Below are 23,054 nucleotides of genomic sequence, written 5' to 3'. Positions count from 1 at the left end.
ATATTACCAATATGATAAAATTAAAAATGACCCAATGGCAATTGATTGACGAGTACATCCTCATAATCAACAAGAAAAGCAAACTATCAAGAGCACAGCGAGACCTCATCGAAAATAAAATCGGTCAGCTGGTTAAGGAGAAACGGATATCGGTCCAAATGCTCCAAAAGAAACAACAAGCGTTTAATCAAAATCAATAATTAAAACCCGAGCAAGTATGAAAACATCAGATGCTTTCAAAGAAACAATCAAGAACTATCTTGACAACAGAGCTGCACAAGACGAACTCTTCGCGGCCAATTACAAAAAAGAAAACAAGAACATTGACGAGTGCTGCAACTATGTCATGAAATGCGCCAAAGAGGGAGGCTTTTCCGGTTATACCGACGAAGAAGTATTCGGTTGGGCGGTCCACTATTACGATGAGGATGATATAAAAAATATCTCTCCTATTTCCGGAAAGGTTATTATTAACCGAGCAGTTGAACTAACCGATGATGAAAAGGTAAAAGCTAAAGAAATGGCTTTTAAAGCCGAAAAGGATAAATACATCCCTGAAGTAAAAGAAGAACTTAAAAAAACCATTTCGCTTACTCCTGAAGAAATTGCAGAGGCAAAAGAAGAAGCTAAGAAGTTGGCCATATCCGAAGCACTGGAGAAGATGAAATCAAAAAAGAAAGCGGAAGCGAAAGAACAAAAACCGGAAGAAGTTCAACCATCACTGTTTTAGTTATGAAGCCAAAAACTAAATTACAGCAAGAGGTTTGGAATTTGCATCAAAAACTTCTCAGCATAAATGAGCATGAGCCTTACATGATATCCAAGCATGAGTTTTACTACACTACCCATTACAAGAACTTAATCTGTTTGGAGTGTAATCACCAATGGAAACCTAATCAGCTATGGCAGGAAGAACTTGTAGGAGTAGAGTGTCCATCGTGCAAAAAGAATCTGAAAAAGATTAAGACTGAAAACGGTGGTCAAGCGGTGAGAATTATTACTTACGGACATGCTCAAGTGGTAGATCGGTTTCAGGTTATCAGATATTTTTCATGTTGGAAGAACATGTCAAAGAAAAAGAAGCCGGTATACTCAACTCATAGATTATTTGAGGAATGGACAGATTATGAAAAGGGAAAAAGAGTTATCGTTGGTCAGCTTGCTTGCCGGTACGGTGATGGCTTTCATGGAACTTATGAGGTCAGATACATCAATAACAGCGGTTGGAGAAGCAATGATTACGACATATTTGCTTCAGACTACAATTTCCCTCGAGCTGAGTTTATTCCAATATTCCAAAAGTATACACTAGATTGCTTTGACCATGAATGTGATTACAGAGTTTTGATGCGTAAGATACAAAGCTGTTCTAAGATAGAAACACTTCTCAAAACAAAGCAAAAAGAACTTTTGCAACATGCTGTTCACAAGGATAATAAATATTATTCATATTGGCCGCAAATCAAAATAGCAATGCGCCAAGGTTACCAAATTAATGACCCTGGTATATGGTATGACTACTTGGATTTACTTCGTGGTTTTGGGAAGGACATTCATAGTCCAAAATACATTTGCCCGGAGAACCTAAAAGCAGAGCATGATCGCTATGTTGAAAAGAGAAGAATTCAAAGAGAGCAGGAAAAGATTCAGGACTTACAAAAGCAGAATGAGAACTATATCAAAAGAATGAGCAGGTTTTTATCTCTTGAGTTTATTGATGGAGACCTAAGTATTAAGCCGCTGCAAAACGTTGATGAGTTCAAGCAAGAGGGTAAAGAGCTAAAGCATTGTGTATTCACGAACAACTATCATTTGAAAACGAATTCACTCCTTTTATCTGCCCGGATAAATGGAGTAAGGACAGAAACAATAGAAATTGAGATGATCACATGGAGCATAGTTCAGGCAAGAGGAATTCATAATGACAACAGCAAGCATCATGATAGAATACTTGAATTGATGAAGAAAAGCATTCCAGCAATTCGAAAGGCATCCCAATACAGAAAAAGCAAACCTCTAAAACAATCAGCATAATATGGACACATTATCATTTATAGGCATCACTTTGGTTATGCTACTTGTAACCTGCGTGATTAATTACGGCGCCTTTAACGAATGGCGTGAGCTAAACATGGTTGAGGACTACCTAAGAAATAAATCGAAGCGAAAAATCAAAGTTATCTGCTTAATCGTTTTTTTCAACCTATTCATGCTTTTAGCATGGTGGGTTATGATATTAAACGAATTGAGATTTGAGTAACGAGTGACGGCTTGGCGAAGCCGCCAAAAAAAAAGTGAAAATAAATATTAACATCTGCGGTTTCGCCAAACCGCGGTTATAAGCCTTAGAATATGGGACTTTACATTTACATAGACAAAACAGACCGAGTTGAAATGAAAAAAGTGATTGACCACGATGTCAATAAAATTTTTCAAGAAGCATTAGAGCATGATAAAAGCCTAATGATAAGGCAAAGTGAATGGATTGAGGAACAAAGATTATTCAGAAAACCAAAGCTAAAACAGGTATTTTCAATATTTCACGATTGCAATCCTGACCGAGAACCATATCAAGCGAGGCAACAAGCTTCCGGCAGCGGAAGTAAAGAAGTCGTCTTAGCGTACCTGTATGGAATCATTAACGGAAGTCTTTCAAGGTCTCGGTCTGCTAATGGCTTATAACGGGAGGCAGGCTATGTGCAGTTGCGTATGCGAGAGCAATTCAAGTTTACTTGAAATTGCGGAAAGCATGAAAGCGACTGAAAAAAAGAAGCCACAGCGAAGCTGAAAAATAAAAAACAAAGTAGCAATTGACCATAGCCTGAGGTTATCGGTCGTAACAATTAAATATTAACTTTTATAAATAATAATTATGAAAAAATCAGGAATTGAATTAATATCGGATGAGAGACAAAAGCAAATTGAAAAACATGGTTTTACGGGTGAACACCATGCAAATCATCCTGAATGGTATGATAACCGGCAGCTTATTCAAGCCGCAGAAACCCTATTGATGCCCGAAATAAGGTCTTGTTTTATCCCTGTAAATTGGGATGTTGAATGGTTTGAAAGACTGTGCAAAAAGAGTTATAAAGAAAGGTTAATAATCGCCGGAGCCTTGATTGCTGCAGAAATAGACAGACTTGAATCTTTAAAATAAAAGATAAAATGAAAGAACAACAATTTAACGAGATTATTGCTTGGCAAAAAGAAACTTTCGGTCAAGCAACAGCATTTTCTAAAATCGAACACCTAAAAGAAGAAATCGAGGAACTTGCTGTTGATGTTGCCATTGATGGTATTGATAAAAGATTAGAGTTTGCAGACTGCTTTTTTCTTCTTTTTGGCGCGGCTGCTGCCGATGGTATGACATACCAAGACATTTGCAATGCCATTCAGGAAAAATTTGAAATCAACAAAAAAAGAAAATGGGGAAATCCTGATGAAAATGGGGTTGTTAAGCACGTGTCTTAGGTTAGCGGCTAACGAGTGACCGCTAAACGAAGTTGCGGTGCAAGCGGAACGAGTTCTCTCCGCTACGATAAAAATACTTCGTGAAAAATAAATGTTCAACCAACCGCACGCCAGCAATTTCTTTTAGCGGCGGTTATAAGACGGTCGAATTATGGCGCTAAAAACAGATGATTGCGATATCAGGGATGTTCATTTTTATATGGATTTTGGGGGTAATGGTGATTATTATCTAAACCTTATCGAATATCCTAAAGATGAATTGGAAGTCTTCAAATCAATTAATTACAGAATGGCTATGAGTGGTGGATTTGCAAAAAATTATCCACGTGTTAAAGATGCTTTCGTTAAGCTATTCCGGGAAATGGAAAAAGCGGGTTTAAACAAGCATCCAGTCGATGACGCAATTTCCACGACTGTCTTATAACCGGTTGCTAACAGAATATTTTTTACAACTTAAATTCCCCATCGGGACAAAACGCGAAAATTAGGAAGGATTTTAGTAATTCAAAAAAATAACAAAAATGTTTTTTTTATTTGATAAGTGCACTATATTTGCAATAACAAAAAACCCACCTGCGCCAACAGATGGGTCTAAAAACCGGCGGAGCGTTTAACATCCCGTTACACCTCTCCAAAAAAACTAAGTTACTTATTGATTCTTATCCTCAGAAAGGTAAAATCTAACTTAATTTTCTTTAACAAAGAAAAAAACATTTATCAATAAATTGCCGAGTTTACCCCTCGGCTTTTTTGTTTGTTTCAAAGTTAATTCTTATTAAACTTCCAATCAATTTTAGTTATTAACAAAAAAAGTAAAACATCGCCGAAAGGGTAATCATGTTTCCCTAACATATTTGTAATACAAAATATTACTATCTTTGAATTCAACGATAACGTAATTATAAAACTATTCACAATGAAAAAAATCTTTGCAATCTGTTTACTGATGGTACTATCCGTCACGAACGCACAAACTTTCCGGATTGTCAACGGCGCAGGAAACTTCAAGTCAACTGTTAACCATGCTGTCACGGACACAATCACCAATGCAACTACAATGTATCAATATGCTATCATCGATGGCTATAATGATATCGTAGTAGTACAACCAACATTCACAAAGATATCAGGAACAGCAGCGGCAACAGTCAAGCTCCAGGGGTCCGTAAACGGAACAAGCTATAATGATATCGGAAGCTCTTACACGGTAACTAATACAGCAACACAGAGCACATCGTGGATTGTTACACCATCATCTTACAAATACTATAGGCTGGAAATCGTCCCAACCGGAACACAATCGGTAAAGGTCGTTACTCCCGTTATAGTCAGAAACAAACCCGTCAGGTAAAGTAAAATAATTTTCTTCATGTTAAAAAGCTATTCAATCGAGTAGCTTTTTTTATTCTGTAATATTTTGTATTACATTTGTGTCAATCAACGTCGTTCACACGATAAAGTTTCTTGCCGTAATTGTTTATAAAAACCTTTTTGAAATGCACCTATGAAAGTACAATATCTCAAAATTGAGGAAGTTATCGCAAACGAAGAAAACCCTCGATACATCAAAGAAGCCAAATTTTTAAGTTTGGTAAAATCATTGCAAGACTTTCCGGAAATGGCAAAAGCACGGCCGCTTATTATCAATCAGGAAAATAAAGTCTTGGGCGGTAATATGCGACTTAAAGCGATGCAAGAAGCCGGATGGATAACGGTTCCGGTCATCAAAGTAGACTGGTCTGAAGAAAAACAGCGTGAATTCGTCATAAAAGATAACGCCTCTTTTGGGGAGTGGGATTGGGAAATACTTTCAAAGGATTGGTTTAACGAACCGTTAGCAGAATTTGGTTTGGACATTCCTGCGGCCGATTATAATCCAAATCTAACACCGTCTTTTAATACGGATGCGATTACACCGGAAGACATTGACAGAGCCGGAAAAGGTTTAGGTGTTGGCAGCGGTGTAGCGGATACAATCGAAGTCATCTGTCCGGATTGCGGATGTGAGTTCCATATCAAAAACTCTTAGCCATGGACTTTAAGCAATTCATATCCGAGAACACTTGGACCAAAAGTGAGGTTTCAGAAAGTCATTATGTCATTGATAAAAATGCTGCGCATTCAATTCGTTTCGATTTGTTTGTTGCTCATATCAAAACCAATGGCATAAAGATGCGAATCAACGATAAGTCAATACCGGCTTATGTTGATGGAGACTATTACTATTGGGTTGTGGAAACATCAGGAAGATTCAAGCACACAATCATTCACAGAGCCTATATCATCAGTATATCCGAATACGTGAACCCGAACGCTTACGACAATCTATTTCAAGATGAGGATTCAAAAATGGAGAATGCAAAGCTATCTGAAATGATTGGCCAACTTGAAGGTTCTGTTCTCGATGTTGGATGTGGTACCGGATTGCTTCTTGAGCTTAAAGATATCGAAGATTATACCGGAATAGATGCTTCTCCCCTAATGGTGCAAAAGCTTATCGAGAAGTTTCCAAATCGAAAACATCAGGTTATGATCTGCAAGGCCGAGATACTTTCAAAGAGTGGCCGAAAGTATGATAATGTTATTGCACTGTTCAGCGCATCATACATTCAATCTCCTAAAGCATTCTTTGATTTGTGGAACGGAAAGGGAAAGATGTTCCTTATGTTCTACAAAGAGTACTATTTCCCTTTTACGCACGAAAGACTCAGCATGTTTGTTCCATACAAGAACAGAACTATGGCAGAGCTTCAAGTTATATTCGGGGAAGAATCAGTAAAGGCGTTCAATAACTATTACATCGTTCAGTTATGAAAATCTATCAAAAGACAAACGTATATGAAGCAGCGCAACAAAGAGTGTCTTACCTCTTTGATGAGTTCGAGAATGTTGTAGTTGGTATCTCCGGAGGTAAAGACAGTACAATCGTTTTTAACCTCGCATTGGCCGAAGCCAAAAAGAGAAACCGATTACCGCTCAACGTTCTTTGGTTGGACCAAGAAGCAGAGTTTGAGCATACGGCCGATTACGTGAAAGAGATTATGTATATGCCCGAAGTCAATCCAATGTGGCTTCAGATACATTTCAAAATATTCAATGCAACAAGTCACACAGAGGATTGGTTACACTGTTGGGAACCGGGAAAGGAATGGATGAGAGACAAAGACCCGATTTCAATCAAGGAGAATGTTTTCGGAACTGACCGCTTCACGGATATGTTCAACAAGGTTCTTGAGCATTACTTCCCAAATCAAAAGGCTTGTTATCTTGCCGGAGTACGTTGTGAGGAATCACCAACGAGATACGTGGCATTGACTACCGCTCAAACCTATAAGCACATCACTTGGGGAAAGATTCTCAACAGAAAGATGCAGCACTATACCTTCTACCCTATTTACGATTGGATTTATGTTGATGTATGGAAAGCAATACATGACAATGCTTGGCCATACAATGAGATTTACAACTATCAGTATCGCCACGGCATCAAGATTCAGAATATGCGTGTTTCGAACTTGCATCATGAGACAGCTCTCAAGTCATTGCTTTATCTTCAGGAAGTAGAACCGGCCACTTGGGAGAAGCTATCGAGAAGGCTAACCGGGATCAATACAATCAAGCATTTGAAATCTGAAGCGATATCAGCCGTGAATGATCTGCCGGAAGCATTTGAGAACTGGAGAGAGTATGCATACTACTTGCTTGAGAACCTTGTTACTGATGAGACCAAGCGTAAGGAGTACGGCAAGAAGTTCAAGTCATTGGAGAAGAAGTATGCAAACCTTGTTCATCACAAGGACAGTCTTTACAAGATGATGGTTACAACGGTTGTTGTGAATGACTATCACTTTACCAAGTTGAATAATTGGGAGCGCAATCCGGAGTTAAACGCATGGCGCCATTGGAACAATAAAGGAGTATTACCACAAAAGAAAAACAAGTATATCCATGGATAAAGAGTTAAAATTTAAAATAGACAATACTGTCTTGAATATCGCTTTACATCAATTTACGGATGATAAAGATTTAAATATTCAAATTATTGAAGAGTATAGACAGGCTCTTCACGAGTTATGCCCATTACAGTCTCAGCCTATTGACAGAGTTCGTTGGGTACCAATTGAAAAGGTTCAGGCTAACGACTACAACCCGAACAGCGTGGCCGGTAAAGAAATGGGATTGTTGTACACCTCAATCAAGCATGATGGCTACACTCAGCCGGTGGTTACTATCTATGATGAAAAGATTGACAAGTATATCATTGTCGATGGCTTTCACCGTTACTTCACTTGCAAATCAAAAGCCGACATCCTCGAACGTAATCACGGTATGCTGCCGATCGTTGTAATTCAAAAAGACATCAACGACCGTATGGCTTCAACCGTTAGACACAATCGTGCAAGAGGTGAGCACTCAATCAACGGAATGAGTCACATGGTTTATGAAATGCTCAAAAATGGTTGGGCAGATCATGACATTTGTAATGAGCTTGGCATGGAGCCTGAAGAACTACTCAAGCTGAAGCATATTACCGGCTTCTCAAAGCTTTTCAAGGATAAGGAGTTTACCCAGTCTTGGAAATCTAAGGAAATGATTCAGATTGAGAAAAAAGAAGGATTGTTAAATCAAGAGTCATAACTTTGTTGTAACTAATACAGCAAGGTTATGGACGATAAACAGAAGTTAGAAATCATGGCAGAAACAGTTGCAACATTCAAGAAGCTTCTTCAGAAGCGACTCGCCAATAAAGTTGAATTGTTGGGCACTCTTCAAGACAATATCTCCGATAGCATACCTGAATCGGTTAAGAAGATGCGTGAAGAAGAGGCCTCAAGAGTAAGAGCAGTAATGCAAGAGCAGAAAGACCTAATCGAAATCGTTGAAGCCTTATATCCTGATTTATGAGTAAGCAAGACCGAGCAACCAAAATCGAAAAAGAGAAACGAATCTTCATAGTTCAGGGATGGATAATTGAAGGGGTGCAAGACCACCTCATTGTTAAAAATATTGTCGAGCGTTGGGGTCTAACCGTCAGACAAGCTCAGCGATATGTTAAAGATGCCTATGAGAATTGGAAGGAAATTGAAGGTGTTAAAGTTAGCATGAAAAGAACTCTGAAGATTGCTCGTTATAAACAACTCATCAAATCTTTAAAAGACGAGTATAAAGGAACACCAGCAGGAATAAGAGCAATAGCAGAAGTTGAAAAACGTATTGACTTACTCGAAGGCCTTGAGCCGGACAAAACAATAAAACTCGAACTGCCTGAAGTTGCTGCAGTAAAATTCAACGTAGTATATGGCAACAGAGATAACGGTTAATGTATTAGTACACCAAGCAAAATTCATTGAGAGCGAAGCTAAACACACCGCTCTGATTGGTGGATATGGTTCCGGAAAGACTCAAGGCGGTATTCTGAAAGTCATCAGCAAGAAGATGAGATACCCTGGCGTTCCGGTAGCCTATTACATGCCTACCTATGGACTTATCGAAGATGTAGCTTTCGAAAGGTTTGAGGAACTTTTCAACCTATTTGGCATCAAGTACAATCTTAATAAAGCAAAATATTACTACGATACACCTTACGGAAGAATCATCATGCGCTCGCTTATGAATCCGGACCGGATTGTTGGTTATGAAGTTGGATATTCTTTGGTGGATGAGACTGATTTACTCCCTACGGAAAACATGACCAACGCATTCAAAAAAATAATTGCGCGTAACCGTAAGAGACTGCCCGATGGAGAAAAGAATCAAGTAGATGTAGTTGGAACTCCGGAAGGTTTCAAATTTGCTTACAATTTCTTTGTAAAAGAGAAAAAGGCAAACCGTGTTATCATAAAGGCAAAAACGAAGGACAACCCATATTTGCCCGAAGATTATATCGAAATGCTTTCTGATTCTTATACCCCTCAACAACTCGAGGCGTATCTTAACGGAGAATTCGTAAATTTGACAAGCGGAACGGTTTACCACCGATTCAAACGCACCCAAAATCATACAAGCAGAACAATTCAACCAAACGACGTTCTTCATATTGGAATGGACTTTAACGTTACCAAAATGAATGCTATCATTCATGTGGTTGACGAGAAGGAGATTGATTGGAAAACCACCGAAGCAACAATTATCAAAAAGAAAGTCAGAATAAAATCTGCAGTTGATGAAATTGTAAATGCTTACGATACCGCGGAGATCATCGCGCTTATCAAAGAGAAGTTTCCAAATCACAAGGTAATCGTTTATCCGGATGCCTCCGGAGAAAATCGAAAGTCAAGTGGCCGTTCTGATATTGATTTATTGAAAGGTGCAAATTTCGTAGTAAGAAAGCTTTCCAAGAATCCATTTGTAAAAGACAGGGTTAACGCCGTTAACATGGCTTTTTTGGATAGCAACGGTAATACATTGTATTACGTTAATACTGACCAATGCCCAAATTACACGGAGGCTTTGGAAAACCAAGTGTACAAAAACGGAGAGCCTGACAAGACAAGTGGATTTGACCACCCGACAGAAGCCGGCGGTTACTTTGTTTACTATGACCAGAAAGGAGGCAATCAATCATGGGGAAGTTCAAGAACAGCGTAGAAAAGCTTTTGTTATCGAAACCGAGAATGTTTGAGTTTGAAAGGTTTTCTGAAGAACAGAAGGAATTTGTGGAGCATGTAGTTAAAAACTATGTTAAGCCAAATCCAATCCTCCGAAAGTATCGATTCTTGAGAAGCAAAGATTTAAAGCCAAAGCAGGAAAACTTTTGGAATTTTTCATGGCAGGACATTCTTATGATACGAAAGTCATTCAAAGATGAGAATCTGTTTGAGACTTTCCGGATTGTTTACGGAATAACCGAGAAAGAATTTATGCTGATGGAAATATTCAATGTTTTTGCAGCGCTCAAATTCATAACAGATCAGCTCGAAATGTTGAGGAATGCAGAAGAAGAAAGACTTCATTCTGAATTGACACCTGAAGAAATAGAAGCTGGAGCCGAAGAACTGCAAGAGTATGACTATTACAATTCGCTCAAGGCGATGGAGCCTGATTTGTTGAAGCACGATGAATTATTGAAACTGCCCTACTCGATTATTTTTAGGGATATGGCACATAGTAAAGTATTAAATGATGTAAAGAAAAATCACAATGATATTATTGCAAGAAAAAATAAAAAGCCTCGTTAATGGAATGAACCAACCGGAACCGGCCGAGCCTTTGTTTCATTACGCATACGGAAAAGACCATTGGCAAAACTTAGCCGACCATGCCAAGGACGACAACCTTCCTTTTGTGGATAGAAACAAGTACTTCAAATTGCTTTGGGTTGACGATGATCCGCAGCTTAATGGTTATTCCGCGATTGAATCAATGAGATATGATGGAGAGCTTTTGATTTTGGCTTCTTCAAAAGTTTCAGACCCAAGTTATGATTACAAGTTCGAAACTCATATTAAGCATTTGAAAGAATTGGCCTTAAGCTTTTGTGATTTGATATCAGACTGTGATGGATTCAAAGTAACCCGGTGGAAGATGATTGAAATTGAGAACATATACGACAACACTCTTGACGGAATTAAAGTACAGTTTACGATTACCAAAAGCACATGACCAAAGATGAAATATATCACAAGTACTTAGAAAGACTCAGGCTGAAGCTGATTGCAAAATATGAACAGCTTGGACTTAGAGCTTCCGGAAAGTACGAAAGAGAATTGGAAGCCGACGTTCAGGGAGACAAGCTCATCATGTACGGAGCCTTTCATTCACAGTTCATGGAGCATGGTAGAGAGCCGGGCAAGTATCCTCCGAGAAAAGCCATTGAGGAATGGATTGAAACTAAGTCAACACTTCCGGCGGTGTTCCGCGAGAATAAAAAGCAGTTTGCCTTTTTAGTGGCTCGTAAGATTGCTAAGGAAGGAATCAAAGTGCCGAATGAGTTCAATGCTGGAGAAGTGATATCGAGCGTGGTTGAGGACTTCTTGGCGAATGACGTTTATGAAATGATTGAGGAACTTGGCGTAATCTATTTAAGAAGAATACAATCAGATGTAATAGAAATTTTAAAAGCAGCATAAAATGAAAAGAAGAATCCCGAAAAGATATAACACCGTTCACAGAATCACGCTGAAGTTCGTCTTCACTTGGTTGCTGTTTTTCCTGATTTGTTTCCTTATAAAACTTTACCAATGGCTATAACATTTTCAAAAGATATTTCAACCATAAAGCTACTGATGGCTTACAACAACAATATTGTTGAGTTCTCATCAAACAGCACTCAAGTGCCTATAAAATGCGAGGTAACCGGATTTAACATTAATGCCGTGATCTATCCATCGCCATCGGGAAACTTCTATTTCAATCTTATGGAATACATCAAGGCTGAAATCAATACCAATAATTTTACGGACACTATTGTACCGGCATTGGATGGAACCAATGATGACAGCTTCACTTATGATTCAACCGATGGCCACTATCTTAACGATACTGTTTTATTCAAAATCATTTTTGATGATGCCTCTTTCGAAACAGCGTCCCGAGACTTAAAATTCCTATCGGGTGTTGAGCAGCTTGAGTCTTGGAAGAAGAATGAAATTTTAATTGCTTCGGCCAATTACATGATACTGTCTCCGGTAAAAGATAGAACCAATAACACTACGTATCTGAAGTATTGGGATGGATATCCTTTTGAATTTTCATTTTACACAAACTACCATCACGACAACTTCAAACTGATAAATACTACCAACGCGCAAGACTACACATTTGCTGCCAAAGGTAGAGTAACATCTTTGTACTTGTCTGATGGAAGAACAAACGAAACCATTGAGAACTTTTTACCGTTAGTGGATGGCCTGAATGTTTTAAGAATTGAACATGATACCGTTCTTCAGGACCCGATTATCAATTTGAGAAAGGAAGACTCTGATTGTGGCATATACATTAAGTTCCTGAACAAATACGGAAAATGGAACTATTGGCTTTTCTCAGAACAGCACTATCGCAATCGGGCGACAAGATATGAGTCAGAGCTTGGTAATGATTTCAAAAACATTTCAGAAACAGTATCGCCGACTTTACAATCCGGTAAAACTGCTTCGGATTCAATTAAGTGCTATTACGAAAAATTAAATGAGGAAGAGAGAACCATTCTTGATGGTATTATTGAAAGTCCAAAAATATTGCTTTTCACCGGAGAGCGCTTTTCAAAAGCAGAGCCGTCCGATTGGATTGAGGTAACGCTTAAAGGAAACAGTTTCCAACTTAAAAAGCCAAAAACTAATTTTTACAACATTGAGCTTGAATTCGAGCTTCCAAACAGATACGGTCTAAAACTATGAGTTACATCTGCTACATAAATAGGCAACGCATGGAGCTTTACGAAAACACTGTTTTTCCCCAGGTTAAGCAAGTGAATGACATTGCTAATTTGTCCAATAGAAACTCTAACGTAATGCCTAGCGTTAAGATTCAAAAGACGGCCAATAATGTTAGAAACATCGAGGGCGTTTCTTTAGTTGGAAATCAATCAAACGCTCCTTACAGACAACTGGAGTGCGATGTCATTGATGCCGACACCGGCGAACATCTTATCTATAAAGGATGGGCAGTTTTGGTTGACAGTAACGAAAAGGACTATATCTTTAACATATACGATGGTGTAATCGATTTTTATAAAGAGATTGAAAATACAACTATAACACAGATTGGAGTTCCTGAGTTAAACCATGAAAAAAACCTTGCCAATGTTGTTGGAACATGGACAGACACGACTTTACCATACCGTTACATTCTTGCTGATTACAATGGAAATAATACCGCTTCAGGAAATATAAATATTGATTTTCAAGTACCCTCGGCAAGTATTCCGTATTTGTGGGATAAAATTTTTAATTACATAGGCTGGACCTATTCAGGTACTATATTCCAACACGAGAAGTTTAAAAATGCGTGGCTATCATATCCAAAACCAGTGTCAACAGAAACACCGGTTACCGAAGAAGTAACAACGCAAAATAGTCAGCTTACATCATATGAGGTTCAGTATCCAGTTGGCGGTGGTGTCTTTTTGGGCAGTGTTACATATGCTAACATATTTCCAAGCGTATCATCGTTTAATCCAGCCTACTATAACTTTACAACCGGAATACAAGTAGCCGGACTATATCGGTTTTCATTCTCTGCTGAAACTTTCAGTTTATCCAACGGATCCACTTCTTCAAGAATTCAGATAATTGTCCGAGACACTTTGAATCAAATCGTTTCGACCAGCTATGTTGATATTGCAAACGGTAATTATATTGATCTGTTACTTAATGCAGGAGAAAGAATATTTGTTTCCGTAGTTTATATGGATAGTACTCTTCCTTTCAATGGATTTGTAAATCCAAGCGGTAATGTTTCCTTATCCGGAGAAGTAACTACATCAATGAATTTAATTACTGGTTTTAGTTTAGGATTTGACCAAGCGTTCATTGACTTCCAAGTAACACAATTCGTAAGAGATATGATGGTAAGATTTGGTCTTACTCCATTCAAAGACAAGTATAAAAATCACATCACATTTTTAACTCTTTATGAGCTGTTACAAAACACGAATGTTAATGATATGAGTGATAATTTCGTGGCAAAGATTGGAGAAAAAACAAAAATCGGAAACTACGCAAAGAGAAACTATTTCAAGTATAAATACAATGATGATGAGATGAAGCACAACAATGGTTATTTGTCCATTGCGGATGAAAACCTTGCTGAAGAAATTACAATTTTAAATTCGAGCTTCTATTCTCCCGAGAGGTTAAAAAGTGTTTTTCTTGGTGGTTGCAACATTTATAAAATTTGGGATAAAGAAATCAAAGACGACGAAACTGTAACATACAAAGATTTGGATGGGCGTTTCTATTTGATGCGCGCCGAAATGATTAATGAAGAAATAACACTCGGCAGCAACATTCTTGGCGGCACAGTCACCGTTCCTTTTTATTTTAGAGAGAGTTATTATAGATTAAAGTTTGATGAAATACTTTATGATTGGCATAGACCAATGAGCGCCATATTTGACAAAGCAAAATTAATAACTGCAGACTTTTGGCAATCACCAAAACAGATATCAAACTTTGATTTCAGCAGATTGATTTATGTACGACAATTATCGTCTTACTTTATAGCTAATAAGATTCCAAACTTCACAAAAGGAAAGCCTACTCGATTTGAACTTATAGAGGTTGACTATTTCACTCAGCAAGATATTGTAAATCCGGAAGAGCCTGATTACACTATTGAAGTCGGAGAACCTGTTCTGGAAGATTGTCAAATTAATTTACCGGTAACAACGGACTATGAGACACCAGTTATGGTAATAGTAAATGTTTTTGCCGGCGCTTTCAATGAGTTATCAACTTTAGTTTACAATCAGTTTTCATTACCTGAGCCAATAACGGCTGAATTGTCGGGAGGTGAAGTAACGTTCGGAATTTCTATGTTGCCTGCAAATGCGTTGGGATACAAATTCAGTATTACAATAATTTCAAACAGTTCTTTCCTGAGCTTTACAAGCAACTTATCACCAGCTATTGTTCTTGATGGAACTTGTTATGAAGAACCATCCTACCCTGAAACACTTGTAATTAATTCAATTGAAAACTTAGGTACTGAGCCAAGCGCAATGTTCCAACCAACATACCGATATTTTATTAATTACACTCATACCGGAATACCTCCTGGCACCATTTATCTCTTGAAGGTTGAGGGATATTCAACAATACTATCGACATGGTTGTCCATTGGCGACTATATAAAAACCGATGGTGATGACGGTACGCAGTTAGTTGTTGGGTATGGTATAAATAAAATTCGCATTTCAATCAATGATGTAATCTCTAATGAAGTAAACGTATGATAGCTAATGAAAGGAACAAGCGTCCGATTATTTCTTTCGGATTAGGTAAAACGGAAATGACAATCACTTTGGGTGATACAGTAACGATTTGGCAAAATGAAGTTTATAATAATGATGAGTTTGGGCTTAGATACTTGGGCGTTAAAAAGAACTTATACAGCTTTGAACTTACTCCAATAGCTGCCGGAGTTATTGAAATACAATGCAGCATCTTAAATACAGCCGAAACCATCGAAATAAAAAGCAACATTATAAAACTAACCGTAATAGAATAAGCTATGTCAGAGAAAACAAAATTACTTGAATTAGACTTAGGCACCGATACTGTCATAGCCAAATCGGTTGAGCTTAAGAAAAGCATCCAAGATGCAAGGGAAGAGTTGGACCGATTGAAAAAATCAGAGGGTGATAATACTGCTGAAATTGTAAAGCTTGAGGCTTCAATGAAAAAGCTAAACTCTGAGTATAACAATAATCAAAAGACCTTATCGGCATTGGTAGCAGCTAACGGAAAAGCTGTTCCTATTCAGACTAAGGTAAATCTTTTGCTTGAGGAAGAAAACAGCACTCGTCTAAAAGCCAAGCAAGCCATTACAGAATTGAATAAAATCAAAGATGAGCTTAATGTAAATGTAAAGGAAGAAGCGGAGCTGATGGATAAACTCAATCGAAAGATTGATGAGCATACAGACTTTTTGAGAAGAACAGGCTCAGAGGAAGATAAAAGAATTTTGAACATCGGACGTTACAAAGAAGGTGTTACGGCAGCTATCCAAGAAACCGGAATTTTCGACGGCCAACTATCAGGACTAACCAAAGTTTATGAAACCGGGACCCGTGTTATTTCCCCTTTTACCGATGCTATCGGAGAGAACTGGAAGTCAATGAAAAACGCTGCATCGGGTACAAATGAATTTTCAGGAGCACAAAAAGGCTTGGCGGTAGCCACAAATCTCGGAACTGGAGCAATGAGAATCTTTGCTTTGGCCGTTGCGGCTACCGGAATAGGTTTGATAGTGATTGCCATTGCTTTGCTAATCGGATACTTCAGAACCTTTGACCCTCTCGTTGATAAAATCGAACAAGGCTTTGCTGCCTTTGGAGCTGTTATCAGAGTGGTTCAAAGAACTATCGTTGACTTTATTTCGAATCTAAAATCGGTTGGAGATTTGTTTAGCAAGCTTGGTAAATTCTTCTCTGACCCAATTGGTTCATTAAAAGAAATGGGCAAAGAAATGGCTGAGGCGGCCAAAGCCGCAGCTGCATTAAAAGAAGCTCAGCAAGATTTGGCAGACCAACAAGCTATCCAATCGGTAAACAATAAAAAGCAGGAGGGAGAAATTGCCCGATTGATTTTGCAGTCTAAGGACAGAACAAAGTCTGAAGAAGAGAGAATCGCTCTTTTAGCTAAAGCCGAAAAAATTAATCAAGAGCTTTTCAAAAAGAACGCAGCCCTTGCCGATGAAGAATATCGTCAGGCCATAGAGGCCGCTCGCATCAAAGGAGACTTGAACGAGCAAGAAATAGCGGCACTAAAAAAACGTGGTGTAGAATACGCCTACCAGCTTTTAAACTTGGGTAAAATTACTCAGGAAGAAGTTGACCTAATCACCAAAGCCGAAGAAGCAAAGATTGATATCTATAACCAATCAACAGCGCAGCAGGAAAAAATTATCAACCGTCAGAATGCTTTGATTGAGAAGGCCGAAGCTGAAGCCGAAGAGAGAAGAAAAAAGGCGGAAGAAAGAAGAAAAAAACAACTTTCGGATGCCGCGGTATTGGCAAAGGCAGAACTTGATTTGTTCTTGTCTCAGCAAGGAGTAAGAGCAAAAACTTTGGCCGAAGAAGTGAAGCTGGCCGAACAAGTTCGCGACAAAAAACTGAAAATAGCTCAGGCTGAATTTGATGCTTCAGAAAAAAACAAAGCAGCCGAATTGAAGTTGCTGACAGATCAGAACAATGCTAAAAATGAATTTTTAGAAAAGCAAAATCAATTAGTAGTAGATAACGCGTTCAGAGAGCTTCAGGCATACATTGATACAAATCAAAGTAAAATCGATTCTCAAAAATTCTTCTCTGACTTTGCCCTTCAGGAAGAACAGCGCAGACTTGACGGCATACTTCAACAACAGCTAAATTATGAGCGCATAAGATTTGAGCAAGGCATAACTTCTGAAACGGAGTATCAAGATGCTTTGAAAGCGATACGCGATGATTATCAAGCTAAGCAAGATGAAGCTAATGCACTTAGAAAACAAGCAGAGGAAGAGAAAAAAACTATCGATTTAGAGAACCAGCGCGCCTATGAAGATTTAGTGTTCCAAGACAATCAGGCAATACTTCTTGCAAGATTAGAACAGGATAGACTTCAAGAAGTTGCGGCTGCTGAAAAGACCGGAGCAGACATCGAAAAGATAAATCGAAAATACCAAGCAGCAAAAGATAAGTTAGTCCGAGAAGGAAGAGTAACCCAAGTAGATAATACGCGTCAAGCTATTGGAGAAATAGGACAACTGACTACGGCTTTCTTCGGTGAAAATAAACAGCTTGCAGCAGCTCTTGCTTCCGTTGATATGTTCTTGGCTATACAAAAAGCATACTTGTCACAGTTAATTCCCGGAGACCCAACATCTGTCGGCAGAGCTATTTTAGCAGGTGCCAAAGCCGGAGCTTTTGGATTGGCCAACGTGATAAAAGTATCTGGAGTTAAGTTGGCAACCGGTGGTAAAGTAGTAGGACCTGGAACCGGAACAAGCGACAGCATTCCGGCCATGCTCTCAAATGGGGAAAGTGTTATTAATGCAAAATCTACATCAATGTTCGGTCCGCTTCTAAGTTGGATAAATCAAGTTGGTGGAGGTAAGAAGTTTGCAAGCGGAGGCATGGTAAGTGACCTTGGCATATCTTCATCATTAAACACAGTAGCAAGCAAAAGCATGTTGATAGATTATGACATGTTAGCCGGAAAAATTGCCGACGCTAACAGAAGTTTACCGGCTCCGCAATTAGGTCTTAATCATTTCCATGAAGCAAATGACAGTTATTTAACGGCTATGAATGGCGCAAATCATTAAGCATGAGTAAAGCTAAAGATATCATAAACGGATGGAGCAATTACTTTACCGGCGGAGATCAAACCACAAAAGAAGAGGCCAAACGTCGCGCTGAAATATGCGCGACATGTCCGGCTTCAAAATACGGATTGCACACAGCATTGCTACCCGATTTCACTTTGAGTGAAATTCAGGGCATGTACTGTTCAAAAGAAGAAGGCGGATGTGGCTGTCCTTTATCTCCGGCCGTGAGAAGTGCAGAGCATCAATGCCCTAAGAATCGTTGGTAATACAATATATTACTATATTTGTTTATGCTGTGGACGAAGCTCAAACACTTGGAAAAAGAAATCAAGGAACTCGAAAAGCTTGGGGTGGTCGACCCGTCTTGGTCCCGAAACATAAAAATTGTTGAGAGATACACTTTAATGAGGCAGGAAGGAATCGGCGTTTATGAATGCTACGAGCTAATTGCAGAAGAAGAGCGCTTATCTGCAAGCTCAATAAAAAAAATAGTTACAAAGTTAATCGGTTGATTTTTTGCGAGGCTTCCCAATCTTCTCGGGTCATCATTTTAGGCACCGGTACTCCATGGGCATTTTTGGCCATCCAATCCAAATACTCTTCATAGTTTTTGTCGTTTAGCATTTTAGCTTTATGAGCTTGAATGTACGGATTGTTTTGCTCGGCAATTTTCTTTTTATTGATACGCTTCTCAAGTTTTCCGAAAAACCAAAACACAGCTTTGCACCAAAGGACAGATGCGGCGATACCAATGAGTATGAGTGCTGTGTAAACGATTATCATGATGTAAATATACGAATTATTGGTCAATGCATGGTAACCAACTTGCTTTGAGCGTTTAATTACATTTGCTGTAATATAATGTATTACTGAAATGAATTCAAAATATTTCAAATCTTTACCAGCTTTCGCTTCGACAAATATAAATGTTGACAGAGAAAATGGTATTATAAAAAAGACATGCATTGCCAACTTTGGAGACAATAAAAATGGTTCATACTTTGACGAAACTTTCCTGAATGATTTAATGAATGCAGGAAATAAAAGTGAAGGTGGAATTAAATCTCGTTTTAACCATCCCAACATATGTTCCGGCTCTTTTGGAACTTACATAGGTCGTTATAGAAACTTTGAAATAGAAAACAATAAGCTTTACGCTGATCTATATCTTGACCCAATCACTAAAACATTAGAGGTTGAAGGCAAAGGAATGAAGATGTTTGACTACATCACTACCATGGCTGAAAACAATCCGGATATGTTCGGAAATTCAATTCATATTTACTCTCAAGAATATGAAAAGCCGGTTGATGGAGAGTTAAAAATTCATCATCACTTAAAAACATTCAAGGCTTGTGACTTGGTAGACGACCCGGCAGCCACCGACTCCCTTTTTTCCTCAAACCCTAATGACCTTGGCGTAATCACAACGCAATTCCTTGACGAAAACCCGTCAATATTTGAAGCTCTTGAAAAAAATCCAAACATCATTCAGGACTTTTTTGAAAGATACTTCAACTACGCAAACCGTAAATCACTAAATACTTTTAATATGTCTAAACCAGATTTTTTCAAAAAATTGTTTGGCAAAAAACCGGAAAATAAGTTCGATATCGATGTCACATTGGCTGATGGTTCAATCGTAACTGTTAAAACCGATGCCGAACAACCAAAAGAAGGAGATGAAGTAGTTGACGATACTGGAGAACCGGTAGGCGATGATACTCACTTACTCCCTGACGGAGGAAGCATTGAAACCGTTGATGGTAAAATTACCAAAATCAACCCTGCTCCTGCCGGTGACCCACCAGCGGACCCACCTGCTGAACCTACCATGCAAGAAGTTATGAACTCCGTTGCAGAGTTAGGTAGAAAGTTTGAAACATTTTCTAAAAAGCTTGAAAATTCAGTCGAAGGAACTGACGAATCGTTAAAGCTTGTTGCTCAAGAATTGAAAACGTTCCAAACGGAAACCAAAAAGAAGTTTGAAAACATCAAATCTTCTTACGATGTACCGCCAGCAACACCTCCTGCACCAAGAGGTTCAGGCGAAGGTAGAAAAGGCTATGACCCGGATGCCGCCAAAGAATTCAGAGAAAAAAAAGACAAATAATTTAACCTACATCGACTATGAATTTAATAGAAAATTTCAAAGATTTAGCGAGCGATGACCGCTATATCGCGGATTTGAGAGATATCGTGATGAACGATACTTTCTACCAACCTACTGAATCGATGTTCACAATCGTTCCTGGTATCAAAGGTGGCCAACAAGTTGCTGCGATGAAAGGTTTTGAATATGTGACCAAGAAATCTGCCGGGTGTGGTGGAAATGGAATCTCTCCGGAATTCCCTGCCTTTGAGCAAAAGTGGAATCCAACTTTACAAGAAGTGAAAATCGAGTATTGTTACCAAGACTTCGAAGCATCTTTCTTGCAATGGGGATTGAACAACGGTTACGACCGTAAAAATCTTGACGGTACCGCTCTTGGTTTGTTCATTCAGGACCTTGTTTCTAAAGCTATGGCTTTGGATTTACAACGTATCGTATTGTTGGCCGATAAAGACATCGCCGCATTGAACGTTTTGACTGACGAAGCAACTTATGCGCCGTTCTATAACACCATTGATAAAGGTCTTATCTCAACATTAGTGTACTTGAAAACTCTTCCTGAGTTTGCTGATGCATTTGTTGATTTGGATGCCAACACTGGGGCTATGGATGACCAATTGAATTTGGCTAACGGCTACGCAAAAGACTTGTACAGAAAAGTAGTAAGAAGAAATTACGGTTTCACAGGCGACTTGTTGCTTTCTTCAAACGAATTGTACTTGAACTATGAGGACTATTTGACTGATGGAGTAGGTCCGTTACAATCAAACCTTGATACCGTTGTAAATGGTCTTAAGAATTTGAGAGTATCAGGGCAGCCAATCACACCAATTGTTCACTATGACCGTTGGAGAGCTAAAGACTTCGTTACCGGAGATCCTGAGAGTATCTACTTACCTCACTTTGCTTTGTTTACTCGTAAAGAGTATTTGCAAGTTGGTGTTGATGACACGAATTCATTAACAGATATCCGTATGGAGTACATCGGAGGTTCTGAAGAGAAGTTTTGGATTAAAGCTAACTACATGTTAGACTTTAAGATGACGAACCCTTACGCTATGAAGGCGGCAATCTAATCATTGTTAAATCAAAGGGAGTGTAAAAGCTCCCTTTTAATACTTATGTATCATGAGTTGTAATACAAAATTAGCCGGTGAGTTTACACGTGCGTGCGGTTTCAAACCAAAACAAGGTGTTGATGAAAAATGGTATGGTAACTGGGAAGATATTGACCGAGAGGCCACTGTCTTAGCAAATAGAAATACCAAAATTACCACACTCGTTTTGAAAGAAGATGCCAAGCTTTACAAAGCAGCCGGCAACGATAAATCGCATAAAGCAAAGCACGCTTTAGCGGTTGGAGACTATGGGAACGGATACATCCATACGGATGAGTATATCCCGATGTACATTGGAGATAACGAAGCTCAACGCATTCAAGAATTAGTTGAAGGAGCTCGAGTTTTTACCATCGAGAAAATGGTAGATACCGGAGTTTCCGGAGAGACTACTTTTAAAGTAGCCGGTTTTGAAAGCGGTATGCTTATCACCAATGACGATTATGATTCTTCTGCAAACAGCGGAACATCTACAATCATCTGCGCTACCAAAGAAGGAGAGGAAGAAGCTACCCGTTTAAAAACCTTCTTACTTGCCGGAGGTGTTGCTGCTACTCAAGCTTGGATTGATGCCAATACTTATGTACCAGCGCCTTAGTCTTGAACAAAAGGAAAAGCTACAAAAACTATGGGACGCTGATTATCAAACCATCTTAAAAGGTAAGGATAACGGTGTCCCTTATTTGAAATATCTCTTTGAACTTCATTTTGTGCTTTTCGGAAAAACTTGTGACCACTGCACGAGTAAATTCCAAGGTTACATACAAAAAATTAAAAACCTTAATCGAGATAATATCATGTCAAAAGAAACAAAAAAATCAGAATCAAATTTCCTTTTAAATCAAGGGACTACAATTCCGGTTAGAGGAACAAGCATTGCATATTCCAATGCAAACCTGACCGATGAAATAGCTGTTAAGCTATTGGCCGAAAATTCAAATCGTAAAATTTTGTTTGCTAAACTTCCTGAGAATGTAGACGAGCTTATCAAAGCCTACAAATCATCAGAAGTAAAAGATGAAGAGAAAGCAGAAGGAGTTGTTTTAGGAGATAAAACACTAACTGTTGAGCAGGCAATTTCTTTGTTGGATAAAATGAAGTTAAAAACCAAAGCTACTACTCTTGCAGGTGTTAGCAACTTCGTTGGTAAACTTTCTGACGAACAAAAAGCAGAGCTTATCGCATTAGCATCAGAAGTAAAAGATGAAGTTCCGGGTTCAGACACACAAATCAGAACTCGCGAAGAAGTTGAGTTCGATATTGAAAAATTGCAACAAGATTTGCAAGACGCAATCGATAATGATCTGACAGATAAAGTTGCTGAAATCAACACGGAGATTGAGAAACTAAATGAAGAGTTGAAAAAATTCGAATAGTAG

The 23,054-nt window shown here is 38.6% G+C and carries 29 protein-coding genes; 28 read left to right on the top strand and 1 reads right to left on the bottom strand.

Annotation, left to right across the window (positions count from 1 at the left end; all coding sequences use genetic code 11):
- The first annotated feature begins 11 nt into the window (after positions 1-11).
- The 24 genes from QHT84_RS02845 (at position 12) to QHT84_RS02730 (ending at position 18,956) form a co-directional block, all read left to right on the top strand.
- Positions 12-200 (top strand): hypothetical protein, encoded by a 189-nt coding sequence (locus QHT84_RS02845; RefSeq protein ID WP_283238026.1) that lies wholly within the window; start codon positions 12-14, stop codon positions 198-200.
- 17 nt (positions 201-217) lie between these two features.
- Positions 218-730 (top strand): PcfK-like family protein, encoded by a 513-nt coding sequence (locus tag QHT84_RS02840; RefSeq protein WP_283238025.1) that lies wholly within the window; start codon positions 218-220, stop codon positions 728-730.
- A gap of 2 nt (positions 731-732) precedes the next feature.
- Complete coding sequence (locus tag QHT84_RS02835) at positions 733-2,034, top strand: PcfJ domain-containing protein (RefSeq protein WP_283238024.1); 1,302 nt, start codon at positions 733-735, stop codon at positions 2,032-2,034.
- Between the two features lie 360 nt (positions 2,035-2,394).
- Positions 2,395-2,682: a hypothetical protein gene (locus QHT84_RS02830; RefSeq protein ID WP_283238023.1), complete on the top strand. Its 288-nt coding sequence runs from the start codon at positions 2,395-2,397 to the stop codon at positions 2,680-2,682.
- Between the two features lie 190 nt (positions 2,683-2,872).
- The gene (locus QHT84_RS02825) at positions 2,873-3,160 is read left to right on the top strand and encodes a hypothetical protein (RefSeq protein WP_283238022.1); all 288 of its coding nucleotides are present in this window, start codon (positions 2,873-2,875) and stop codon (positions 3,158-3,160) included.
- Between the two features lie 8 nt (positions 3,161-3,168).
- Positions 3,169-3,474, top strand: coding sequence for a dATP/dGTP pyrophosphohydrolase domain-containing protein (locus QHT84_RS02820; protein ID WP_283238021.1), 306 nt, complete (start codon positions 3,169-3,171; stop codon positions 3,472-3,474).
- Positions 3,475-3,625: 151 nt separating this feature from the next.
- Positions 3,626-3,898, top strand: a complete 273-nt coding sequence (locus QHT84_RS02815) for a hypothetical protein (protein ID WP_283238020.1) — start codon at positions 3,626-3,628, stop codon at positions 3,896-3,898.
- Between the two features lie 492 nt (positions 3,899-4,390).
- A complete protein-coding gene (locus QHT84_RS02810; RefSeq protein ID WP_283238019.1) occupies positions 4,391-4,825 on the top strand; it encodes a hypothetical protein in 435 nt (144 codons plus the stop codon).
- A 153-nt stretch (positions 4,826-4,978) separates the two neighbouring features.
- On the top strand, positions 4,979-5,503 hold the full coding sequence (locus tag QHT84_RS02805; protein WP_283238018.1) for a ParB N-terminal domain-containing protein: 525 nt from the start codon (positions 4,979-4,981) through the stop codon (positions 5,501-5,503).
- A gap of 2 nt (positions 5,504-5,505) precedes the next feature.
- A complete protein-coding gene (locus QHT84_RS02800; RefSeq protein ID WP_283238017.1) occupies positions 5,506-6,288 on the top strand; it encodes a class I SAM-dependent methyltransferase in 783 nt (260 codons plus the stop codon).
- A gap of 44 nt (positions 6,289-6,332) precedes the next feature.
- Positions 6,333-7,430, top strand: a complete 1,098-nt coding sequence (locus QHT84_RS02795) for a phosphoadenosine phosphosulfate reductase domain-containing protein (RefSeq protein ID WP_283238016.1) — start codon at positions 6,333-6,335, stop codon at positions 7,428-7,430.
- Positions 7,423-8,112, top strand: coding sequence for an IbrB-like domain-containing protein (locus QHT84_RS02790; protein ID WP_283238015.1), 690 nt, complete (start codon positions 7,423-7,425; stop codon positions 8,110-8,112). Before QHT84_RS02795 ends, QHT84_RS02790 begins: the two co-directional genes overlap by 8 nt.
- A gap of 27 nt (positions 8,113-8,139) precedes the next feature.
- A complete protein-coding gene (locus tag QHT84_RS02785; protein WP_283238014.1) occupies positions 8,140-8,379 on the top strand; it encodes a hypothetical protein in 240 nt (79 codons plus the stop codon).
- A complete protein-coding gene (locus tag QHT84_RS02780; RefSeq protein WP_283238013.1) occupies positions 8,376-8,795 on the top strand; it encodes a hypothetical protein in 420 nt (139 codons plus the stop codon). Before QHT84_RS02785 ends, QHT84_RS02780 begins: the two co-directional genes overlap by 4 nt.
- Positions 8,773-10,062: a phage terminase large subunit gene (locus tag QHT84_RS02775; protein ID WP_283238012.1), complete on the top strand. Its 1,290-nt coding sequence runs from the start codon at positions 8,773-8,775 to the stop codon at positions 10,060-10,062. Before QHT84_RS02780 ends, QHT84_RS02775 begins: the two co-directional genes overlap by 23 nt.
- Positions 10,038-10,652, top strand: coding sequence for a hypothetical protein (locus tag QHT84_RS02770; protein WP_283238011.1), 615 nt, complete (start codon positions 10,038-10,040; stop codon positions 10,650-10,652). The genes QHT84_RS02775 and QHT84_RS02770 overlap by 25 nt, the downstream gene beginning before the upstream one ends.
- Positions 10,653-10,656: 4 nt before the next feature.
- Positions 10,657-11,076: a hypothetical protein gene (locus QHT84_RS02765; RefSeq protein ID WP_283238010.1), complete on the top strand. Its 420-nt coding sequence runs from the start codon at positions 10,657-10,659 to the stop codon at positions 11,074-11,076.
- Positions 11,073-11,543 (top strand): hypothetical protein, encoded by a 471-nt coding sequence (locus tag QHT84_RS02760; RefSeq protein WP_283238009.1) that lies wholly within the window; start codon positions 11,073-11,075, stop codon positions 11,541-11,543. The genes QHT84_RS02765 and QHT84_RS02760 overlap by 4 nt, the downstream gene beginning before the upstream one ends.
- Before the next feature lie 111 nt (positions 11,544-11,654).
- On the top strand, positions 11,655-12,809 hold the full coding sequence (locus QHT84_RS02755) for a hypothetical protein (RefSeq protein ID WP_283238008.1): 1,155 nt from the start codon (positions 11,655-11,657) through the stop codon (positions 12,807-12,809).
- A gap of 29 nt (positions 12,810-12,838) precedes the next feature.
- The gene (locus QHT84_RS02750; RefSeq protein WP_283238007.1) at positions 12,839-15,367 is read left to right on the top strand and encodes a hypothetical protein; all 2,529 of its coding nucleotides are present in this window, start codon (positions 12,839-12,841) and stop codon (positions 15,365-15,367) included.
- The gene (locus tag QHT84_RS02745; RefSeq protein WP_283238006.1) at positions 15,364-15,642 is read left to right on the top strand and encodes a hypothetical protein; all 279 of its coding nucleotides are present in this window, start codon (positions 15,364-15,366) and stop codon (positions 15,640-15,642) included. Before QHT84_RS02750 ends, QHT84_RS02745 begins: the two co-directional genes overlap by 4 nt.
- Positions 15,643-15,645: 3 nt before the next feature.
- On the top strand, positions 15,646-18,441 hold the full coding sequence (locus tag QHT84_RS02740) for a hypothetical protein (RefSeq protein WP_283238005.1): 2,796 nt from the start codon (positions 15,646-15,648) through the stop codon (positions 18,439-18,441).
- A 2-nt stretch (positions 18,442-18,443) separates the two neighbouring features.
- The gene (locus QHT84_RS02735) at positions 18,444-18,710 is read left to right on the top strand and encodes a hypothetical protein (protein ID WP_283238004.1); all 267 of its coding nucleotides are present in this window, start codon (positions 18,444-18,446) and stop codon (positions 18,708-18,710) included.
- A gap of 48 nt (positions 18,711-18,758) precedes the next feature.
- Entirely contained in the window at positions 18,759-18,956 is a 198-nt protein-coding gene (locus QHT84_RS02730; protein WP_283238003.1) for a hypothetical protein, read from the top strand.
- Here the strand turns inward: QHT84_RS02730 and QHT84_RS02725 are convergent.
- Complete coding sequence (locus QHT84_RS02725) at positions 18,937-19,227, bottom strand: hypothetical protein (RefSeq protein WP_283238002.1); 291 nt, start codon at positions 19,225-19,227, stop codon at positions 18,937-18,939. The genes QHT84_RS02730 and QHT84_RS02725 overlap by 20 nt on opposite strands.
- A gap of 91 nt (positions 19,228-19,318) precedes the next feature.
- Between QHT84_RS02725 and QHT84_RS02720 the strand changes: the two genes are divergently transcribed.
- From QHT84_RS02720 to QHT84_RS02705, 4 genes are read left to right on the top strand one after another with little or no spacing between them, the layout of a single operon-like run.
- On the top strand, positions 19,319-20,557 hold the full coding sequence (locus QHT84_RS02720; RefSeq protein ID WP_283238001.1) for a hypothetical protein: 1,239 nt from the start codon (positions 19,319-19,321) through the stop codon (positions 20,555-20,557).
- 17 nt (positions 20,558-20,574) lie between these two features.
- Positions 20,575-21,633: a hypothetical protein gene (locus tag QHT84_RS02715; RefSeq protein WP_283238000.1), complete on the top strand. Its 1,059-nt coding sequence runs from the start codon at positions 20,575-20,577 to the stop codon at positions 21,631-21,633.
- A gap of 52 nt (positions 21,634-21,685) precedes the next feature.
- Positions 21,686-22,273, top strand: coding sequence for a hypothetical protein (locus QHT84_RS02710; RefSeq protein ID WP_283237999.1), 588 nt, complete (start codon positions 21,686-21,688; stop codon positions 22,271-22,273).
- Complete coding sequence (locus QHT84_RS02705) at positions 22,245-23,051, top strand: hypothetical protein (protein WP_283237998.1); 807 nt, start codon at positions 22,245-22,247, stop codon at positions 23,049-23,051. The genes QHT84_RS02710 and QHT84_RS02705 overlap by 29 nt, the downstream gene beginning before the upstream one ends.
- The last annotated feature ends 3 nt before the right edge of the window (positions 23,052-23,054 follow it).

Source organism: Flavobacterium sedimenticola (genome assembly GCF_030053345.1).
Taxonomy (GTDB): domain Bacteria; phylum Bacteroidota; class Bacteroidia; order Flavobacteriales; family Flavobacteriaceae; genus Flavobacterium; species Flavobacterium sedimenticola.
This window is presented reverse-complemented; position numbering and strand designations above follow the sequence as displayed.

What these genes read in the sequence shown, in the direction of transcription:
- QHT84_RS02840 (WP_283238025.1), top strand. Translation starts at nt 218, where the DNA reads ATGAAAACATCAGATGCTTTCAAAGAAACAATCAAGAACTATCTTGAC.
- QHT84_RS02800 (WP_283238017.1), top strand. Translation starts at nt 5,506, where the DNA reads ATGGACTTTAAGCAATTCATATCCGAGAACACTTGGACCAAAAGTGAG.
- QHT84_RS02715 (WP_283238000.1), top strand. Translation starts at nt 20,575, where the DNA reads ATGAATTTAATAGAAAATTTCAAAGATTTAGCGAGCGATGACCGCTAT.
- QHT84_RS02825 (WP_283238022.1), top strand. Translation starts at nt 2,873, where the DNA reads ATGAAAAAATCAGGAATTGAATTAATATCGGATGAGAGACAAAAGCAA.
- QHT84_RS02740 (WP_283238005.1), top strand. Translation starts at nt 15,646, where the DNA reads ATGTCAGAGAAAACAAAATTACTTGAATTAGACTTAGGCACCGATACT.
- QHT84_RS02725 (WP_283238002.1), bottom strand. Translation starts at nt 19,227, where the DNA reads ATGATAATCGTTTACACAGCACTCATACTCATTGGTATCGCCGCATCT.
- QHT84_RS02755 (WP_283238008.1), top strand. Translation starts at nt 11,655, where the DNA reads ATGGCTATAACATTTTCAAAAGATATTTCAACCATAAAGCTACTGATG.
- QHT84_RS02735 (WP_283238004.1), top strand. Translation starts at nt 18,444, where the DNA reads ATGAGTAAAGCTAAAGATATCATAAACGGATGGAGCAATTACTTTACC.
- QHT84_RS02750 (WP_283238007.1), top strand. Translation starts at nt 12,839, where the DNA reads ATGGAGCTTTACGAAAACACTGTTTTTCCCCAGGTTAAGCAAGTGAAT.
- QHT84_RS02760 (WP_283238009.1), top strand. Translation starts at nt 11,073, where the DNA reads ATGACCAAAGATGAAATATATCACAAGTACTTAGAAAGACTCAGGCTG.
- QHT84_RS02770 (WP_283238011.1), top strand. Translation starts at nt 10,038, where the DNA reads ATGGGGAAGTTCAAGAACAGCGTAGAAAAGCTTTTGTTATCGAAACCG.
- QHT84_RS02775 (WP_283238012.1), top strand. Translation starts at nt 8,773, where the DNA reads ATGGCAACAGAGATAACGGTTAATGTATTAGTACACCAAGCAAAATTC.
- QHT84_RS02765 (WP_283238010.1), top strand. Translation starts at nt 10,657, where the DNA reads ATGAACCAACCGGAACCGGCCGAGCCTTTGTTTCATTACGCATACGGA.
- QHT84_RS02805 (WP_283238018.1), top strand. Translation starts at nt 4,979, where the DNA reads ATGAAAGTACAATATCTCAAAATTGAGGAAGTTATCGCAAACGAAGAA.
- QHT84_RS02810 (WP_283238019.1), top strand. Translation starts at nt 4,391, where the DNA reads ATGAAAAAAATCTTTGCAATCTGTTTACTGATGGTACTATCCGTCACG.
- QHT84_RS02830 (WP_283238023.1), top strand. Translation starts at nt 2,395, where the DNA reads ATGAAAAAAGTGATTGACCACGATGTCAATAAAATTTTTCAAGAAGCA.
- QHT84_RS02745 (WP_283238006.1), top strand. Translation starts at nt 15,364, where the DNA reads ATGATAGCTAATGAAAGGAACAAGCGTCCGATTATTTCTTTCGGATTA.
- QHT84_RS02785 (WP_283238014.1), top strand. Translation starts at nt 8,140, where the DNA reads ATGGACGATAAACAGAAGTTAGAAATCATGGCAGAAACAGTTGCAACA.
- QHT84_RS02835 (WP_283238024.1), top strand. Translation starts at nt 733, where the DNA reads ATGAAGCCAAAAACTAAATTACAGCAAGAGGTTTGGAATTTGCATCAA.
- QHT84_RS02815 (WP_283238020.1), top strand. Translation starts at nt 3,626, where the DNA reads ATGGCGCTAAAAACAGATGATTGCGATATCAGGGATGTTCATTTTTAT.
- QHT84_RS02705 (WP_283237998.1), top strand. Translation starts at nt 22,245, where the DNA reads ATGCCAATACTTATGTACCAGCGCCTTAGTCTTGAACAAAAGGAAAAG.
- QHT84_RS02710 (WP_283237999.1), top strand. Translation starts at nt 21,686, where the DNA reads ATGAGTTGTAATACAAAATTAGCCGGTGAGTTTACACGTGCGTGCGGT.
- QHT84_RS02845 (WP_283238026.1), top strand. Translation starts at nt 12, where the DNA reads ATGATAAAATTAAAAATGACCCAATGGCAATTGATTGACGAGTACATC.
- QHT84_RS02790 (WP_283238015.1), top strand. Translation starts at nt 7,423, where the DNA reads ATGGATAAAGAGTTAAAATTTAAAATAGACAATACTGTCTTGAATATC.
- QHT84_RS02720 (WP_283238001.1), top strand. Translation starts at nt 19,319, where the DNA reads ATGAATTCAAAATATTTCAAATCTTTACCAGCTTTCGCTTCGACAAAT.
- QHT84_RS02780 (WP_283238013.1), top strand. Translation starts at nt 8,376, where the DNA reads ATGAGTAAGCAAGACCGAGCAACCAAAATCGAAAAAGAGAAACGAATC.
- QHT84_RS02820 (WP_283238021.1), top strand. Translation starts at nt 3,169, where the DNA reads ATGAAAGAACAACAATTTAACGAGATTATTGCTTGGCAAAAAGAAACT.